General features: G+C 68.6%; 14 protein-coding genes. 6 read left to right on the top strand and 8 right to left on the bottom strand.

Annotated elements, in window-relative coordinates:
- Positions 1 to 277: 277 nt before the first annotated feature.
- The 5 genes from xoxF5 to FZ033_RS20720 form a co-directional block, all read right to left on the bottom strand.
- The gene (xoxF5, locus tag FZ033_RS20700; RefSeq protein ID WP_149577955.1) at positions 278 to 2,083 is read right to left on the bottom strand and encodes a lanthanide-dependent methanol dehydrogenase XoxF5; all 1,806 of its coding nucleotides are present in this window, start codon (positions 2,081 to 2,083) and stop codon (positions 278 to 280) included.
- Positions 2,084 to 2,428: 345 nt separating this feature from the next.
- Positions 2,429 to 3,376, bottom strand: coding sequence for a quinoprotein relay system zinc metallohydrolase 2 (locus FZ033_RS20705; RefSeq protein ID WP_149577956.1), 948 nt, complete (start codon positions 3,374 to 3,376; stop codon positions 2,429 to 2,431).
- 56 nt (positions 3,377 to 3,432) lie between these two features.
- The gene (locus tag FZ033_RS20710; protein WP_149577957.1) at positions 3,433 to 4,188 is read right to left on the bottom strand and encodes an ABC transporter ATP-binding protein; all 756 of its coding nucleotides are present in this window, start codon (positions 4,186 to 4,188) and stop codon (positions 3,433 to 3,435) included.
- A gap of 15 nt (positions 4,189 to 4,203) precedes the next feature.
- On the bottom strand, positions 4,204 to 4,965 hold the full coding sequence (locus FZ033_RS20715; RefSeq protein WP_149577958.1) for an ABC transporter permease: 762 nt from the start codon (positions 4,963 to 4,965) through the stop codon (positions 4,204 to 4,206).
- A gap of 24 nt (positions 4,966 to 4,989) precedes the next feature.
- A complete protein-coding gene (locus FZ033_RS20720; RefSeq protein WP_149577959.1) occupies positions 4,990 to 6,021 on the bottom strand; it encodes an ABC transporter substrate-binding protein in 1,032 nt (343 codons plus the stop codon).
- A 344-nt stretch (positions 6,022 to 6,365) separates the two neighbouring features.
- Here FZ033_RS20720 and FZ033_RS20725 point away from each other — a divergent pair, with 344 nt between their 5' ends.
- From FZ033_RS20725 to FZ033_RS20750, 6 genes are all read left to right on the top strand, one after another.
- Positions 6,366 to 8,840, top strand: coding sequence for a TonB-dependent receptor (locus tag FZ033_RS20725; RefSeq protein WP_149577960.1), 2,475 nt, complete (start codon positions 6,366 to 6,368; stop codon positions 8,838 to 8,840).
- Between the two features lie 365 nt (positions 8,841 to 9,205).
- Positions 9,206 to 10,099, top strand: a complete 894-nt coding sequence (locus FZ033_RS20730; protein ID WP_149577961.1) for a methylene-tetrahydromethanopterin dehydrogenase N-terminal domain-containing protein — start codon at positions 9,206 to 9,208, stop codon at positions 10,097 to 10,099.
- A gap of 96 nt (positions 10,100 to 10,195) precedes the next feature.
- Positions 10,196 to 11,188: a methenyltetrahydromethanopterin cyclohydrolase gene (gene mch / locus FZ033_RS20735; protein ID WP_149577962.1), complete on the top strand. Its 993-nt coding sequence runs from the start codon at positions 10,196 to 10,198 to the stop codon at positions 11,186 to 11,188.
- 1 nt (position 11,189) lies between these two features.
- On the top strand, positions 11,190 to 12,086 hold the full coding sequence (locus tag FZ033_RS20740; protein ID WP_149577963.1) for a RimK family alpha-L-glutamate ligase: 897 nt from the start codon (positions 11,190 to 11,192) through the stop codon (positions 12,084 to 12,086).
- A gap of 40 nt (positions 12,087 to 12,126) precedes the next feature.
- The gene (locus FZ033_RS20745; protein ID WP_149577964.1) at positions 12,127 to 13,083 is read left to right on the top strand and encodes an ATP-grasp domain-containing protein; all 957 of its coding nucleotides are present in this window, start codon (positions 12,127 to 12,129) and stop codon (positions 13,081 to 13,083) included.
- A complete protein-coding gene (locus tag FZ033_RS20750; RefSeq protein ID WP_149577965.1) occupies positions 13,080 to 14,108 on the top strand; it encodes a hydantoinase/oxoprolinase family protein in 1,029 nt (342 codons plus the stop codon). Before FZ033_RS20745 ends, FZ033_RS20750 begins: the two co-directional genes overlap by 4 nt.
- A gap of 134 nt (positions 14,109 to 14,242) precedes the next feature.
- Here the strand turns inward: FZ033_RS20750 and FZ033_RS20755 are convergent, their stop codons facing one another.
- The 3 genes from FZ033_RS20755 to fhcD form a co-directional block, all read right to left on the bottom strand.
- On the bottom strand, positions 14,243 to 14,641 hold the full coding sequence (locus FZ033_RS20755) for a c-type cytochrome (protein WP_138400707.1): 399 nt from the start codon (positions 14,639 to 14,641) through the stop codon (positions 14,243 to 14,245).
- A gap of 68 nt (positions 14,642 to 14,709) precedes the next feature.
- Entirely contained in the window at positions 14,710 to 15,516 is an 807-nt protein-coding gene (locus FZ033_RS20760) for a formylmethanofuran dehydrogenase subunit C (RefSeq protein WP_149577966.1), read from the bottom strand.
- Positions 15,513 to 16,436 carry a formylmethanofuran--tetrahydromethanopterin N-formyltransferase gene (gene fhcD / locus FZ033_RS20765; RefSeq protein ID WP_149578068.1) on the bottom strand — a complete coding sequence of 308 codons (924 nt, stop codon included), beginning with the start codon at positions 16,434 to 16,436 and terminating at the stop codon, positions 15,513 to 15,515. Before fhcD ends, FZ033_RS20760 begins: the two co-directional genes overlap by 4 nt.
- Positions 16,437 to 16,444 lie beyond the last annotated feature (8 nt).

Below are 16,444 nucleotides of genomic sequence, written 5' to 3' on the forward strand. Positions count from 1 at the left end.
ATCGGCGCGCTCGAGCACGCGCCGATGCGCTTGCACCGCAAGCTGATCGGAAAACGCGTTCTCGTTCCTAAAGTTAGAGGGCGATTCACTGATCAGATTGTTTCAATCTGATCAGATCGCGCTCTAGCGCGTCCGACTGAGGCCCAATCTTGAATGCGGTGCCGATTTCAGGGCCGGCACGCCGCCTGAGATGAGGGGGCGTGCCGGTCCTTCTGGGGACGCGCCGGAGATCCTGTCATCCGGAACGCGTCAGTCGCGGTTCAGGCCGTCCGTCCCGTCACGGGACGGCGAACACCGTGAGCTGGCCGCCGAGGGCGGTGTAGTTGCTCAGGGCCGCATAGCCGCCCACAGCGCCGAGGCCGGCGTTGGGGTCGTTGAGGCCGGCCGCGAGGCCGATGCCGGCCCAGCCGCCGACGCCCGAGAGCACGGCCACATACTGCTTGCCCTGGTGGGTGTAGGTCATCACGTTGCCGATGATGCCGGACGGGGTCTTGAACTTGTAGAGTTCCTTGCCCGTCTTGGCGTCGACCGCCTTCAGGTAGCCCTCGAGGGTGCCGTAGAAGACCACGCCGCCAGCGGTGGCGAGCGCGCCGGACCACACGGAGAACTGCTCCTTGTTGGACCACACGATCTTGCCCTGGCGGGCATCCCACGCGATGAAGTTGCCCATGCCACCGTGGCTGTTCGGCGCCGGGAACATGGAGAGCGTGGCGCCCACATAGGGCTGGCCCGGGGTGTAGCTCACGCGGAACGGCTCGTAGTCCATGCACACATGGTTGGTGGGCACATAGAACAGGCCGGTGTCAGGCGAGAAGGCCGCGGGCTGCTGGTCCTTGGTGCCAAGCGCCGCCGGGCAGATGCCGGTGGTGTTGGTGTCCTCGCCGCCCTTCTCGGTAGAGTAGCGGCCCACAACCTGCGGACGACCGAAGGTCGGGCTGTTGCGGTCCATGTCCACCTTGGTGGCCCAGTTCACAGCGGGGTCGTACTTTTCGGCCACCAGCAGTTCGCCGGTCTTGCGGTCCAGCGTGTAGCCGAAGCCGTTGCGGTCGAAATGGACGAGGAGCGGACGATCCTTGCCGCCGATCTGCTGATCGACCAGGATCATCTCGTTGACGCCGTCATAGTCCCACTCGTCGTGGGGGGTCATCTGGTAGACCCACTTGGCGATGCCCGTGTCGGCATCGCGGGCGAACACGGTCATGGACCACTTGTTGTCGCCGGGACGCTGCTTGGGGTTCCAGGTGGAGGGGTTGCCGGAGCCGTAATAGACGAGGTTGGTCTGGGGGTCGTAGGAATACCAGCCCCAGGTGCAGCCGCCGCCGGTCTTCCACTGGTCGCCCTGCCAGGTCTTCAGCGAAGAGTCCTTGCCGACCGGCTTGCCGAGCTCCGTGGTCTTCTCCGGATCGACGAGGATGTCGCTGTCCGGGCCGATGGAGTAGGCACGCCAGATCTGCTTGCCGCTGGCGAGATCATACGCCGTCATGTGACAGCGCACGCCGAACTCGCCGCCGGAGATGCCGACCAGCAGCTTGTCCTTCACCGGGATGACGGTGGCGGTGTTGGTCTCGCCCTTCTTGGGATCGCCGTTCACCGCCGACCACAGCACCTTGCCGTTTTGGGCGTCGAGGGCCACCACCTTGGTGTCGGCCTGATGCAGGAACACCTTGCCGTCGGCATAGGCGAGACCGCGATTGACCGTATCGCAGCACATCACCGGGATCACGTTGGGATCCTGCTTGGGCTCGTACTTCCAGATGATCTTGCCCTCGTTCTTCAGATCGAGCGCATAGACGATGTTCGGGAAGGGCGTGTGCACGTACATCACGTCGCCCACCACGAGCGGCGAGCCTTCATGGCCGCGCAGCACGCCGGTGGAGAAGGTCCAGGAGACCTGGAGCTTGCCGACGTTGTCCGTGGTGATCTGCTTCAGCTTGGAATAACGCGTGTTGGCGTAATCTCCGGTCTGGAGCGCCCACTGGTTGGGATCTTGAGTGAGTTTCAGAACACTATCGTTGGCGCGGGCTGGCGCGCCGGCAAATGCCGTGACCACCGCCGCGGCGGTCAGAACCAAAAGACGTCTCATCCGGGCTTCCTCCGATGGATGCGCGCCCGCCTCCACACACGTGGATCGGGTAACGCACTGAGCGCGTTGTTTTCGCCTTGGGGGACTCCATCTACTTCGGCAGCGTGTCACGACCGGCGTGATGCCATGAAGCCATGCGGTGACTGGCGTCCCGCAGGCCTGCGAACCAACCCCGCGTTCCCCGCACGGAGTTGTTGAAGCCGAAGCTGAGAGGAACGTAAGCAATGTTCTCTCCGGACGCAATACGCCAAATGTCTGCCCCGCCCAGAGTTTTGTTCTGCACCTGCGAAGTAACCATACGTAGTTTTTGCACTGCAATAATGGCTGCGCTGCCACTGGAAAAAATTATTCCCACTCCAGCTCATGGAACGTGGTGGTGGCGTTGCGGGCGTTGAAATCGTCGAACAGCTGCCAGTTTCCGGCCTCGCTCCGGCCGGCCTCCCGGGCTGCCTCCGAGAGGGTGCGTCCCTCCCGCACCATGCCGCGCACATCGGCCACCAGCCGCCTGAGATAGCGCTCCGTGGGCTCGGCCGCCTGCGGCCACGCCACAGAGGCCGGGCCATGGCCGGGCACCGCGCGCGCGGCGGGGCGGCGCTTCAGCTCCTCGATCAGCGCGATCCATCCCGCCGCCTTGCCGTCCAGCGCCGGCACGTGGCCGAGGAACAGCAGGTCGCCGAGGAACCAGGTTCCGGTGGCCACGTCGAGCACGGTGAGGTCGGTGGCGGTGTGGGCGGTGGGCCAGGCTTCCAGGCGCAGCACGCGGTCGCCGAGGTCGATGTCGCGCACGTCGGCCACGGTCTCGTCGGGCAGCACCACGCGGGTGCCGGCCGCCGCCGGACCCACCAGGCGCTCGGTGGCGGACACATAGGCCTCGGCGCGGGCGGCGAGCGCCTCCGGCAGGTTCCTGTGGCCGATGAAGGTCACGCCGGGGCCGGCGAACGCGGCATTGCCGAGCACGTGGTCGGGATGCATGTGGGTGTTGATGACATAGCGTACCGGCAGCGCCGTCTGCTGCCGGATCGCAGCCTTCAATTGCTCCCCAGCCTGAAGGCTGCCGCCGGTGTCGATCACCGCCACGCCGTCGCGCCCGATGATGAAGCCGGCATTGCCGACGAAGCCGAGATTGCGCGGTAGCGCAAGGGCATAGGGAGCTTGATGGACGAACACGCCGCCCGCCACCTCGCTCACCGTGAAAGGCTCCGCTTCAGGTTGCGCTGCAGCATGAACGGGCACGGCGAAGAGGAGGAGTGCGGCGAGCCGCCGCAAGGGGCGAAGGGTCAGCCGCAGGGTCATGAGCCGTCTCCCGGAGCGCTTGCGTTGTTTCTCAATTTGCGAGGGATTTGTGGGGCTTACACCTCGCTCAGAACCGGGAAGCGGGCGGCGAGGGCTGCACGCTCGGCTTCGATCCAGTCCGGCGATCGTGCCGCGCGCGGCACGTCAAGGCGCACCTCCTCAAGGATATAAGTAGGGCGCGGTGCCAGCAGCACCAGACGGTCGGCGAGCTGCAGCGCCTCGCGCACATTGTGCGTCACCATCAATACGCCCATTCGGCCGGCCGCGCCCTTCTGTTCGCGTTCGGCGGCCAGCGTCACGCAGCGCCGCAACTCCACCGCCGCCTGCGCGTCGAGGGAGACGAAGGGCTCGTCCAGCACCAGGAGATCCGGCTCCACCGCCAGCGCCCGTGCCAGCGACACCCGCCGCGCCAGCCCCAGCGACAGCTCGCCGGGATAGCGGGCGCGGTGCACCGTCAGGCCGAAGCTCTCCAGCAGGCCGGACAGGTCCATGCCACGCCGCGCCGGCGGCAGGACGATGCGGATGTTCTCCTCCACCGTCCGCCACGGCAGGAGCCGGGGCTCCTGGAAGGCGATGCCGATGGAAAGCTGCGCCGGATCGGGCGCCAGCGTGCCCTCAAAGTCCCGGTCGAGGCCGGTGAGAATGCGCAGCGTCGTGGTCTTGCCGCAGCCCGACGGGCCGATGAGGCACACGAATTCCCCGCGCGCGAGGGAAAGGGAGAGCTCGCGCACCGCCTCCATAGCGACGCCATCGGGCCGCCGGTAGGTCTTCCCCGTGATGCGGGCTTCAAGGAGGCTGGTGGCGGCGCTCACCTGTCGCACCTCATTTCAGCGGGCCTCAAGGCGCCAGCGCCGGGCATGGGCTTCAAACGGTTGCAGCACGCCGTATTCGATTGTCAGCATCACGGCCATGAAGGCCAGCGAATAGCCGAGCACGGCGGCCACATCGAACAGCTGGAAATAGACGGAGATGGCATAGCCCACCCCGTTCGGCCGCCCCAGTAATTCCACCACCAGCACAATCTTCCACACCAGGGCGAGCCCGGAGCGCGCCGCGCCCGCAAGGTGCGGCTCAAGCTGCGGCAGCACCACATGGCGCATGCGGTCGAGGAAGGACAGGCGGAAGGCACCGGCCATCTCGTCCAGCTCCGGCGACAGGGCCCGCGCGCCCTCCCGCAGCAGCACGGCGACGGTGGGGATCTTGTTGAGCGCCACCGCCAGCACCGCCGCCGTCTCGGTGAGGCCGAGCCAGATGTAGCAGAGCACGGTGATGACGAGGGCCGGCGTGTTCAGCAGCACCACCAGCCAGGTGTCGAGCGCCCGGTCCAGGCGCCGCATGCGACCGAACGCAACCCCGATCACCGCCCCCACCGCCATGGCCAGCACGAAGGACACCGCCACCCGCGCCAGCGTCACCGCGAGGTTGGAAAACAGGTCACCCGCCGCTGCCTCCTTCGACAGGAAGGCCAGCACCGCCTCGGGCGTGGGCAATGCGCGGCTGTGGGCAAGGCTTGCCGCCCCCTGCCACAGCACCAGCAGAGCGAGGAGGGAGCCGACCCGCACCAGGGCGCCGGACCAAGGGAACCTCATGAACCGCATCTCATCAAACGCATCTCATGGCGCCCCGCGCTCCGGCGCGAAGAAGAGGCCGGGCGGCAGGGCGGCTGCCGGCCCCACCAGGCGCTCGCCGCCCAGCTTTGCCAGCACCGCATAAAGCTGCGCCGCCGCCGCTTCGTCCTCCGCCAGCGACAACCGCGGTACGCCGGCGATGAAGCCGGCCTTGAGGGCGGCGAAGGTGGCTTCATCCGGCGCCTGCATCTCCCGCCGCGCGGCGGCCCAGGCGGCCTCGGTCCGGGCCGGATCATCGCCTGCGAGTGCCGCCTTGGTGGCGCGGGAGGCGCGGGCGAAGGCGGCCACGACGGCGGGATTGGCGCGGGCGAAGGCGCCGTCGAACACATAGCCCACCAGGGTCGGCTCGCGCGGCACGCCGAAGCCGCGCACCAGCTCCTCCACGCTGATGAGCGGGCGGAAGCCCTTGGGCGCCAGCCGTGCGCAGAAGGTCCAGTAGAGCAGCGCGGCGTCGAGATTGCCCTGCTCCAGCTCTGCCGCCAGCAGGGGTGGGGCGGCGAACACGGGGCGGGCCGCGCTCTGGAGGTCGAGGCCCGCCTGCGCCTGCGCATGGGCCTTCAGCATCAGCCAGCTCTTGTCGAGGGCGCCACCCGCCACCCCCAGCCGCTTGCCGGCCAAGTCCGCCACGGTCCTGAGGGGCGAATCGGAGCGCACCATCACCGCGCCCTCGGCGGAGGAGAAGGGCAGATAGACGAGGTCGCGCCCCTCCGCCTTCACCCGCGCGGCCCACAGCAGGTCGGAGAGGATGGCATCCACCGCGCCGGCCTGGAAGGCGATGCGGCCGGCATCATTGGTGGCGAAGCGCTGCGGGGCGAGGCTGACGCCGTGGGCGGCATCCAGCCCCAGCGCCGTCATGGCGGCGATCTCCCACGCCCCGGTGCCGAACTGCAGCAGGCCGAGGCGCAGCACGGGAGGACCGCTGGCAGACGGGCCGGCGGCGGCGGGCGGCATCGGGAGCGCGGCGGCACCCGACAGCACGCCCGTGGTGAGCGCGAGCATGCGGCGGCGGGTCAGCATCCCCTGTCCTCCCTTGTTTCCCACGGGGTGCACGAAACCGCAGGCTTGATTGGAGCGCAGTCTGGAGAAGTTCCAGTTTGCTGTCCACGACAACCCGACGCGCCACCAATTCTGAGAGAAAAATGAGAGATCATCTACCGTGTTCGCATCTGCACTTGGCCCATGACCGCACAGGCGGCCCATCTTTGCACCCGCGGTGTTCTCAAAGATCTCTAAAGATTTGAGGAGATTGACTGAACACCTGAAATCACTATCCTGCCACAATCAAGAGATGGCGGTGATACTGCTGCACACTCACCGGAGCGCAGGTTCTGCGTCCGGATAGAAAAGCAGGGGACGGGGCGATGAGGGCGGAAACTTCCTGGCGGGCCATTGCCGTGGCGCTCGGCCTTTCGGGAGCCACCCTGCCGGCGATGCTGGTCGTGTCGGGCACGGCGCTGGCCCAGTCGGCATCGACCCAGCCGGCCCCGGCAGCCGGCGGCGCGATCGAGCTGCCCACGGTGGAGGTGGTCGCCACCACGCCGCTCAGCGGAACCGGCATCGATGCGGACCGGGTGCCCGGCGCGGTCACGACCATCTCGGCGGAGGAGTTCAACCGGCTGCAGTCCTTCTCCACCATCGACGCCTTGGTCCAGTACACGCCCAGCGCCACCTCCACCGACGTCCAGGGCAACGCCTTCTTCCAGGATTTCCGCTTCCGCGGCTTCTCGGCCTCGCCGCTGCAGGGCACGCCGCAGGGCATCGCGGTCTACCAGAACGGCATCCGCGTCAACGAGGCGTTCGGCGACACGGTGAACTGGGACCTCATTCCCGAGGTCGCCATCGACCGCGCCGAGGTGTTCTCCAACAATCCGGCGTTCGGCCTCAACGCGCTCGGCGGCGCCGTCTCCATCCAGATGAAGAACGGCTTCACCTATCACGGCTTCGAGGGCTCGGTGCAGGGCGGCTCGTTCGGCCAGATCGGCGGCTCGATCCAGTATGGCGGCGAGAAGGACGGCGTCGGTCTCTACATCGCCGCCGACGGGGTGCGCAACGACGGCTGGCGCAAGCAGTCCCCCTCCGAGCTGGCGCGGTTCTACGGCGACCTCGGCTGGAAGGGCGACAAGGGCGAATTGCACCTCATCGCCAGCGGCGCCAGCAATTCCCTGGGCGTGGTGGGCCCCACCCCGGTGGAGATGCTCGCCGCCGACTACAACTCGGTCTACACGTGGCCGCAGACCACCCAGAACGACATGGGCATGCTGGCCCTCAACGGCCGCTACGACCTCAGCGACACCTGGCAGCTGCAGAGCAATCTCTACGTCCGCCGCTTCAAGCAGGCCCACGTGGACGGCAACGACGCCGACCTCGAGAACTGCAGCAACAAGTGGAACCCCGGCGTCGGCAACACCAAGATGTGCCTGGAGGAGGACCAGTTCACCGGTCCCGCCGGCGGCGGCAACCCCCTCTCCAATCCGCAGTATGCCGCCTTCCGCAGCCAGATGGTGCTCTACGACCAGGGCGGCAACACCATCCCGTTCAACGAGCTGGGCTCAAACCAGCTCTATGGCGTGATCAACCGCACCTGGACCGACACCACCACCTATGGCGGCTCTGTGCAGGCGGTGAGCACCGACAAGCTGATCGGCCACGACAATTATTTCGTGGTCGGCGGCAGCGTCGACTACAGCACGGTCAATTTCAAATCGACCACCGAGCTGGGCATCACCGACATCAACACCCTGGGCGTGGCCGGCACCGGCATCTACCTGCAAAACAAGCCGAATTATTCGCTGCCGGACGAATACCAGGTGTTCTACCTGCCGGTGAACCTGGACGCCACCACCACCTATTACGGCCTCTACGCCACCAACGCCTTCGACATGACCGACCGCGCCACCCTGACCATGGGCGCGCGCCTCAACATCGCGAAGATCACCATGCAGGACGCCAGCGGCACCAGCCCGCAGCTCAATGGCGACTACACCTTCGCGCGCATCAATCCCATCATCGGCCTCACCTACAAGATCACGTCCGATGTCACCGCCTACGGCGGCTATTCGGAATCCAACCGCGCCCCGACCCCGCTGGAGCTGAACTGCGCCGACCCCAACCGGCCGTGCCTGCTGGAGAATTCGCTGGTGGCCGATCCGCCGCTGGAGCAGGTGGTGTCGCACACCTACGAGGCCGGCCTGCGCGGCGCCAGCAAGCTGTTCGGCGGCAACATGAGCTGGAAGCTTGGCCTCTACCGGGTGGACAGCGACAACGACATCATCGCCCTCGCCAGCGAGCAGACCGGCTACGGCTATTATACCAACGTGCCCGCCACCCGCCGGCAGGGCTTCGAGGCCGGGCTGCAATACGTCAACGGCCCGTGGAAGCTCTACGCCAACTACGCCTATATCGATGCCACCTTCCAGTTCACGGGGACGCTCGCCTCGCCCAACAATCCGCTGGCCACAGACGGCGAGATCTTCGTGACCCCGGGCGATCATATTCCCGCCATCCCGGCCCAGACCCTGAAGTTCGGCCTCGACTACATGGTGACGGACAAGTGGAAGGTGGGCGGCGATGTCATCGCCGTGTCGAGCCAGTATTATGCGGGCGATGAATCCAACATCAACCCGATGCTGCCGGGCTATTGGGTGGCCAATGTGCGCACCAGCTACCAGGTGACGCCCAACATCCAGGTGTTCGGCCTGATCAACAATCTCTTCAACCAGAAGTACGCCTCCTACGGCACCTTCTTCGACACCGGCTATCTCGGCCTCAACAACGCCCAGATGCAGACCCCCGGCCAGCCTTTGTCCGCCTATGCCGGGATGAAGGCGACCTTCTGAGGGCGGGTTTGAAGAGGCGGCGGGATGGCCCTTACGGCCCCAGCGGGCGCTTTACCATCGTCATGCCCGGCCCTGTGGCGACCATAACGTCGGGAAAGATCCCGGACGCCCCCGTCCCACCCGTGCACCGCAGCATTCCGCGGTGTTTTCCTACTGTTATCGACTGTCCGTTTTTTCGCAGTGCAAGGAAAAGGTATCCTGCGGCAAAGACACGCCAAGGATAGCTTCAAACGCCCTTGCGCGGCGCGCGGCGTTGGTTCAAGAGTCTCACCCATTCGACTGCGTGCGGGGAAACAACCGCCGAGTTCCGGAGCGATCCGGGGCAAAGCCACCCGCTAATGTTTCCCTCGACACGGAGCTGCGCCATGGCGGAATCCGCCCCCATTCTCCACATCATCACGCCCCTCAGCCACGTCAGCCCGTTTGACGTGAACATGGCGGTGGATGCTGGCTACACCACCATCGCCCCCTATTCCCGCGTCGCCCTGAGCGAGGTGCGGGACCTGACGCAGGACATGATGTTCTCCCGCGCGCCCCAGTCGGCGCCGCGCACAGGCCTGTTCATCGGCGGCAAGGATGCCGCCCTTGCCCTCGACATGGCGGCGGAGGCGAAGGCCTCCATCTTCCCGCCCTTCGAGATTTCCATCTTTCCCGATCCCGCCGGCTCCTTCACCACCGCCGCCGCCATGATCGCAAAGGTGGAACAGGCGCTGCTGAAGACCCGGCCCAAGGGCCTGGAAGGTGTCGCCGTGCAGGTCTATGGCGCCACCGGCGTGGTGGGCTCCATCGCCGCCGTCATCGCGGCGCAGGCGGGGGCGAACGTCACCCTCGTCAGCCATCGCGAGGTCGCCGCGGTGGACGAGAAGGCGAAGGACCTGAAAGCCCGCTTCGGCGTGGAGCTGGCCACCACCGCCGCCGTGACCGACGACGAGAAGGCGAAGCTGGTCCCCGAGGCGGAAGTGGTGCTCGCCGCCGGCAAGGCGGGCGTGGAAATCCTCACCGCCGCGCACCTTCAGGCCGCGACCCGGCTGCTTGTGGCGGCCGACGTGAACGCCGTGCCGCCTGCCGGCATCGCCGGCATCGGCGCCCATGATGCGGCGGCGGTGCTGCCCCACGGCATCGGCATCGGCGCGCTGGCCATCGGCAATCTCAAATACGCCGTGCAGCACACCCTGCTGAAACAGATGTGCGTTACCGACACCCCGCTGTTCTTCGATCTTCCCGCCATCTTCAAGCTCGCCCGCGAGCTCGACGCGTAGGAAGGCCACCATGCAGATCCGTATGTCCTCCCCCGCCCGGCCCCGCGCCCGCCGCGCGGGGCTTGCCCGCGTTCGCCCGCTCCGGGAGACCCGGCCATGACGTCACCCCTGCCCCTCACCACCGCCGTGGAAGCCGCTCCGCAGATCAGCCTCGCCACCTGCGTGGCGCCGCTGGTGGACGCCCTCATCCGCGATGCCGACGCTTTGCGCCTCAAGGTGTCGCGCGGCCCCCGCGATGCCCTCATCGTGGATGCCGGCATCACCGCCGCTGGCGGGCTGGAAGCCGGCCGCCGCATTGCCGAGATCTGCCTCGGCGGCCTCGGCCGGGTGGCGCTGGTGCCCGCCGGCCGCTTCTCGCCCTGGGACACGCTGGCGAGCGTCTCCACCACCGACCCGGTGCTGGCCTGCCTCGGCAGCCAGTATGCCGGCTGGAGCCTTGCCGCCGGAGACTTCTTCGCCCTCGGCTCCGGACCCGGCCGCGCCATCGCGGCGGTGGAGACCCTGTATGGGGAGCTGGGCTACCGCGATCGGGGCGAGAAGGTTACCCTGGTGCTGGAAACTTCTGTAGTGCCCCCGGTCGAGGTGGTGGACGAGATCGCCGCGCGCTGCGCCGTGGCGCCGTCCGACATCACCTTGATCCTCACCCCCACCAGCTCGCTCGCCGGCACGGTGCAGATCGTGGCGCGGGTGCTGGAAGTGGCGCTGCACAAGGCGCACGCCCTGCATTTCCCGCTGGAGCACATCGCCGATGGCATCGGCTCCGCGCCCATCTGCCCGCCCTCCCCGGATTTCCTCACCGCCATGGGCCGCACCAACGATGCGGTGCTCTATGGCGGCGACGTGCACCTCTTCGTGCACGGACCGGCGGAGGCGGCGAAAGACCTCGCCACGCGGCTGCCCTCGCTCGCCTCCCGCGACTATGGCCGGCCGTTCGGCGAGATTTTCGCCGGCTATGACTGCGACTTCTACAAGGTGGATCCGCTGCTGTTCTCCCCCGCGCGGGTGACGGTGACCGCCATCGACCACGGGGAGAGCTTCACCGCCGGCGGCTTCGATCCCATCCTCATCGCCCGGTCGTTCGGGGGCTGAGGTGGCGGGCCTCGTCCTCTTCGCCGAGCGGGTGGATTGGCACACCCGTTCTCTCATGGCCGCCATCAAGGCCCGCGGACACACCGCGCGGGTGATCTCGCTGAAGACCTGCGGCTTCGCCGTAGGGGAGACCGCCCACGGCCTGCTGCTGCCGGGCTTCGCCGACGATCTGCCGGACGCCTGCTTCGTGCGCTCGGTGCCCGCCGGCACGCTGGAGCAGGTCACCGCCCGGCTCGGCGTGCTCCACGCCCTGCGCGAGATGGGGGTGCGGGTGATGAACGACGCCCGCGCCATCGAGCGCTGCGTGGACAAGAGCGCCACCACCTTCCTGCTGGCCCGCGCCGGCCTGCCCACCCCGCGCACCCTGGTGCTGGAAGATCGCGCGGCGGCGCAGATGATCATCGATGCCGCCCCCGGCGACAGCGTGCTCAAGCCCATGTTCGGCGCCCAGGGCCGCGGCCTCATGCGCCTTGCGCCCAAGGCCCGGCTGCCCGAGGCCGAGGAGGTGGGCGGGGTCTATTACCTGCAGGATTTCGTTTCCGCGCCGTCCGGCACCGGGCCGTCCGCGACCCACGAGGATTTCCGCGTGTTCGTGGTGGGCGGACGGGCCGAGGCCGCCATGGCGCGGCGTGGCACGTCCTGGATCACCAATATCCACCAGGGCGCCACCGGTGTGGAAGTGGCCGCCGAGGGCGCGCTGGCCGACCTCGCCGTGCGCGCGGCGGCGGCGGTGGGGGCGTCCTATGCCGGGGTGGACCTCATCGCCGATGCGGAAGGGCGCCTCACGGTGCTGGAGGTGAATTCCATGCCGGCCTGGCGCGGCCTTCATGACGCCACCGGCCGTAACATGGCCGAGCCGCTGGCCGCCCACCTCGTCGCCGAGCCGGTGGCGGCGTAGGCTCGCGACCGGGACCTTCGGCATTTAAGGAAAACCGCGCATGCGCGTCTTCGTCTGCGAGTTCGTCACCGGCGGCGGCCTGCGCGACGCGGCGCTGCCGGAGAGCCTGGCGCGGGAAGCCGCCCTCATCCGCGATGCCATGCGGCGCGACCTTGCCGCCCTGCCGCAGGTGAACGAGATCCTGCTGGCCGCCGACGACCGTCTGCCCGTGCCCGGCGCCGTTGCGGTGACGGCGGGGGCGGATGCCTGGGCCATCTGGCGCACCCTCGCCCAACAAGCCGACGTGGTGTGGCCGGTGGCGCCGGAGACCGACGGCGTGCTGGCCCGGCTGGTGGAGATGCTGCGCGAGCATTGTGTCCGCGTCCTCGCCTGCGATCCCGAGGCCATTGCTGTCGCCACCAGCAAGCTGGAGACTGCACGCCGCCTCGCCGCCGCCGGCGTGCCGCACATCTCCACTTTCCCGTTGGCGCAGGCGCCGGACCTGCCCGGCCCGCGCATAACCAAGCCGGACGATGGCGCCGGCTGCGAGGACACCCTGTTCTGGCCGGAGGAGGTGCCGGCAACGCCGGCCCGCCGCGATGGACTGGTGATCCAGCCGTTCGTGGCGGGGGAAGCGGCGAGCCTCACGGTGCTCGCCGGACCTGAAGGGCTGCGGCTCCTCACCGTGAACCGCCAGCACATCGCCGTGGAGGACGGCCGCGTCTTCCTCGCCGGGCTCACCGTGGGGGCGCTCGGCGACGGGGATGGGCGCCTTGCCGCGCTGGCGGGGGAGGTCGTGCGCGCCATGCCGGGCCTGGAAGGCATCTTCGGCATCGACATCCTGTTGACCGACGCCGGGCCGGTGGTGGTGGAGGTCAACCCGCGCCTCACCACGGCCTATGCCGGCCTCGGCGCGGCCCTCGGCCTCAATCCGGCGACGCTGCTGCCGCCCTTCGCGGACGCCGGCGCAACGCCCCGCACGAGCAACCGCACCCCGGTGGAGCTGGCGCTGGCATGAGCACTCCGAGCGATCTCATCCTCGGCTGGGACGTGGGCGGCGCCCATTTGAAGCGCGCCGTGCTGGCGCCGGACGGCACCCTTCTGTCCGTGGAGATGGCCGCCTGCCCGCTGTGGCAGGGCCTCGACAAGCTCGATGCCGCCATGGCCGCGCTCTCGCCCGCCACCGGCCGCTCGGTGGTGACCATGACCGGCGAGCTGACCGACCTGTGGCCGGATCGCGCCACCGGTGTCGCCGGCCTTTCTAAGGCGCTGGCGGAACGGCTGGGGGCGGACACGCTCATCTATGCCGGCCGCGCCGGCTTCGTCCCGGCCGCCGATGCGCCGGATCATGCGGTGGACGTGGCCTCTGCCAACTGGCACGCCACCGCCGCGGCACTGGCCCGCATATGCGGTGACGGCGTTCTGGTGGATATTGGCTCGACGACCACAGACATCATCAAGTTTGCCGGCGCACAAATTCATTTTGCCGGCTATAGCGATGCTGAGCGGATGGAGGCCGGCGAGCTGGTCTACAGCGGCGCGGCGCGCACGCCGGTGATGGCGCTGGCCGCCGCCCTGCCCTTCCGGGGTCGGCAGGTGCCGCTGATGGCGGAGCATTTCGCCACCACCGCCGACGTCCATCGCCTCACCGGCGACCTGCCCGAAGGCGCCGACCTGCACCCGGCAGCGGACGGCGGCGAAAAGACTCGCGAAGCCAGTGCCCGCCGGCTGTTGCGCATGGTGGGGCGCGACCTCGGACCCTGCTCCCTCGCCGAGGCACAAGCGCTGGCCGCCTTCGCCGCGGAGGTGCAGTTGCACCGGCTGCATGGGGCGCTCGCGCAGGTGCTTTCAACCGGGGGCGTGGCGGTGGATGCGCCGCTGGTGGGAGCGGGTGTCGGGCGGTTTCTGGCCGAACGGCTGGCGGCGCGCACTGGGCGGCCCTACCTGGATGCGGGAGATGTGCTGGCTGGCGATCCCGCACTCGCGGCTGCCGCGGCGGACTGCGCGCCGGCCGTGGCCGTGGCCCGGCTATCAGCTTTTTAGCCGGCGCAGTTTATCGACGTGAGCTTCGATCGCGTCGGCCCGCCCGGTCAATCATCCCGCCCAGACGGAGAGATGGATGCCCCGGTCAAGCCGGGGCATGACGGTGGTGCGGGATCACGCGACCCCGCGCGCGCCTACTTCTTGCTGCCGTCGGCGTTGAACTGGGCGAGGAAGGCGATGAGATCCTTGCGCTCGTCCTCGTTCTTGATGCCGGCAAAGGCCATCTTGCCCTTGGGGGCGAGCACCTTGGGGTTGGTGATGTAATTGTCCAGCGTCGCCTCGTCCCACACCTTGCCGGCGGCGGCGCCGTCCTTGATGTCGGCGGAATAGGCATAGCCCTCGAAGTGCGCCCACTTGGCGCCGACGATGCCGTTCAGGGGCGGCCCCACCTTCACCTTGGCGTCGGGGCCGATGGCGTGGCAGGCCATGCACTTCTTGAAGGCGGTCTCGCCCTTGGCCACGTCCGGGTCCGCGAGCGCGGAGCCGGTGGCGGCGGCCAGGAGCAGGGCGGAAACAAACACGGCGCGAATCATCAGGCGTTCCTCTCGTTGATCTTGATTTCTACGAAGGGCGGGCCAGCCCGGCCCACCCTCTTGGTCCATCACTGAAGGACGAGAATCTCGCCCGTGCCGCCGGCAATGCGGTTGCCCACCAGGCGCTCGGCCCGGCCGGTGAGACGACCGCCAAACAGGCCGGCAAGGTCCGGCACGCGGCGGGCGAGCAGCGCCAGCATCACCAGATCATGCGGGCCGGTGGAGACAAAGCCCGGAGCCGGCGCGTCTGGCGCGGTGGCGACGAGGATCGTGCCCCGCTTCATGCCGCGTCCGGCGCCGGCAGCGAGGCGTCCCGCCACCGCAAGCGTGCCGGCGATGAGACCGTCCGCCGCGCGGGGGCCGGCATCGCCGCCCACCAGGATGAGCCCGCCGCGCATACGCGCGCCAAGGCTTGGCCCCACGGAACCGGCCACGGCCACGATACCGTCCTTCATGCCCTGCCGGTCGCCGGTGAGGGCCCCGCCCACCCCGGCGCCGGCCGAGCCGGTTACCTCGATGCGCCCGCCCTCAAGGCCCGCCGCAAGGCCGTCCCCGGCATCGCCGCGAATGAGGAGGCGGCCGCCGATCATGCCCGATCCGGCGAGGACACCCACCGGGCCGTCCACCTCGATGGCGCCCTCGGCCATCTGCGCGCCCACGAAATCGAGGCGGGGATCGCCGCCGATGATCAGGGCACCACCCTCCACCTCGGACACCTCGAACAGGTCGCCGAGCTGAACGGCGCCGTTGCCATAGGGCACCGTGAGCCAGCCCACCGCCTGGGCGGAGAGGCCGGCCAGCGTCGCCGGGTTGATACCGGAAAGGTCCGCGCGGGCGGTGAGCGGCGCGCGCAGGGTCAGGCGATAGGCGCTCATACGGTCGTCTCCCCTGCGACAGGAGCCATCAACTGGCGCAGCTTGAAATGGAAGGGGCCGAGATTGCCGCCATAATTGCCGGCATCCACCGCCACCACGCCGGCCGCGGCGCCAAGACCGCAGACGGCCGTGATGCCGGCCTGCATGCTGGCGGCCACGTCCTGCTCGCTCAGCCCGTCGATGACGATCTCCAGCACGCTCTCCACCTCCGGCGGCAGCGCGCTCTGGGAGACGCCCCGCAGGGTCGGGCAATAGGCGTCGTTGGTGGAGGCGATCATGCCGGCATATTTGGCGCCCACCTTGGAGCCGGAGCGAACCACACCGCCGGGAAACGGCATGATGGCGCCGCGCACCTTGCCCATGGCCTCAACCGCCGCCTCGGCAGCGGTAAGAGCCGCAGGCCGCGAGCGGGCGAGGATGAGGAAGTTGCCGCCGCCCACGGCCGCAGTGGTGGAGCCCACCACCTCGTCGCAGACGAACTCGCCTTCCATCACCGGGATGCGCCAGAAGCGGCGCCCCTCGATGGACTTGGCGATCTGGTAGCCGTCGCCGAAATAGCGCAGCGCCCGCCCCAGCGCGATAGCGGCCCCGCCCTCCAGCCCCGAATAGCAGGCGGAGGTGGGCGAGGTGAGCACGCATTGCCCGGCCCGGAGCGGCACCACCTTCTTCAGGTCCTTCAAGGACATGGCGAAGATGAGCACGGCATAGCCCGGCCGCCCGTCCGGGGTCTCGTCGGGGTTGAGCTGCCGCTCGATGGCGGCCTCGCAGCCGCAGCCGATGACCGAGGTGGCGAAGCCAGTGAGGCTGGCGGCGGCGGTGTGGGCCCAGCGCTCCGTGTCGGCGGTGATGATGAGGCGCGTTCCCGCCATGGGAAACGCCTCGGCGAAGCTGTCGCGGATCTCGACGCCGTTGATGATCATGGGAGCTT

Source organism: Xanthobacter oligotrophicus, from assembly GCF_008364685.1.
GTDB lineage: Bacteria > Pseudomonadota > Alphaproteobacteria > Rhizobiales > Xanthobacteraceae > Xanthobacter > Xanthobacter oligotrophicus.

What these genes read in the sequence shown, in the direction of transcription:
- FZ033_RS20720 (WP_149577959.1), bottom strand. Translation starts at nt 6,021, where the DNA reads ATGCTGACCCGCCGCCGCATGCTCGCGCTCACCACGGGCGTGCTGTCG.
- mch (WP_149577962.1), top strand. Translation starts at nt 10,196, where the DNA reads ATGACGTCACCCCTGCCCCTCACCACCGCCGTGGAAGCCGCTCCGCAG.
- FZ033_RS20755 (WP_138400707.1), bottom strand. Translation starts at nt 14,641, where the DNA reads ATGATTCGCGCCGTGTTTGTTTCCGCCCTGCTCCTGGCCGCCGCCACC.
- FZ033_RS20725 (WP_149577960.1), top strand. Translation starts at nt 6,366, where the DNA reads ATGAGGGCGGAAACTTCCTGGCGGGCCATTGCCGTGGCGCTCGGCCTT.
- fhcD (WP_149578068.1), bottom strand. Translation starts at nt 16,436, where the DNA reads ATGATCATCAACGGCGTCGAGATCCGCGACAGCTTCGCCGAGGCGTTT.
- FZ033_RS20705 (WP_149577956.1), bottom strand. Translation starts at nt 3,376, where the DNA reads ATGACCCTGCGGCTGACCCTTCGCCCCTTGCGGCGGCTCGCCGCACTC.
- FZ033_RS20715 (WP_149577958.1), bottom strand. Translation starts at nt 4,965, where the DNA reads ATGAGGTTCCCTTGGTCCGGCGCCCTGGTGCGGGTCGGCTCCCTCCTC.
- xoxF5 (WP_149577955.1), bottom strand. Translation starts at nt 2,083, where the DNA reads ATGAGACGTCTTTTGGTTCTGACCGCCGCGGCGGTGGTCACGGCATTT.
- FZ033_RS20750 (WP_149577965.1), top strand. Translation starts at nt 13,080, where the DNA reads ATGAGCACTCCGAGCGATCTCATCCTCGGCTGGGACGTGGGCGGCGCC.
- FZ033_RS20760 (WP_149577966.1), bottom strand. Translation starts at nt 15,516, where the DNA reads ATGAGCGCCTATCGCCTGACCCTGCGCGCGCCGCTCACCGCCCGCGCG.
- FZ033_RS20745 (WP_149577964.1), top strand. Translation starts at nt 12,127, where the DNA reads ATGCGCGTCTTCGTCTGCGAGTTCGTCACCGGCGGCGGCCTGCGCGAC.
- FZ033_RS20730 (WP_149577961.1), top strand. Translation starts at nt 9,206, where the DNA reads ATGGCGGAATCCGCCCCCATTCTCCACATCATCACGCCCCTCAGCCAC.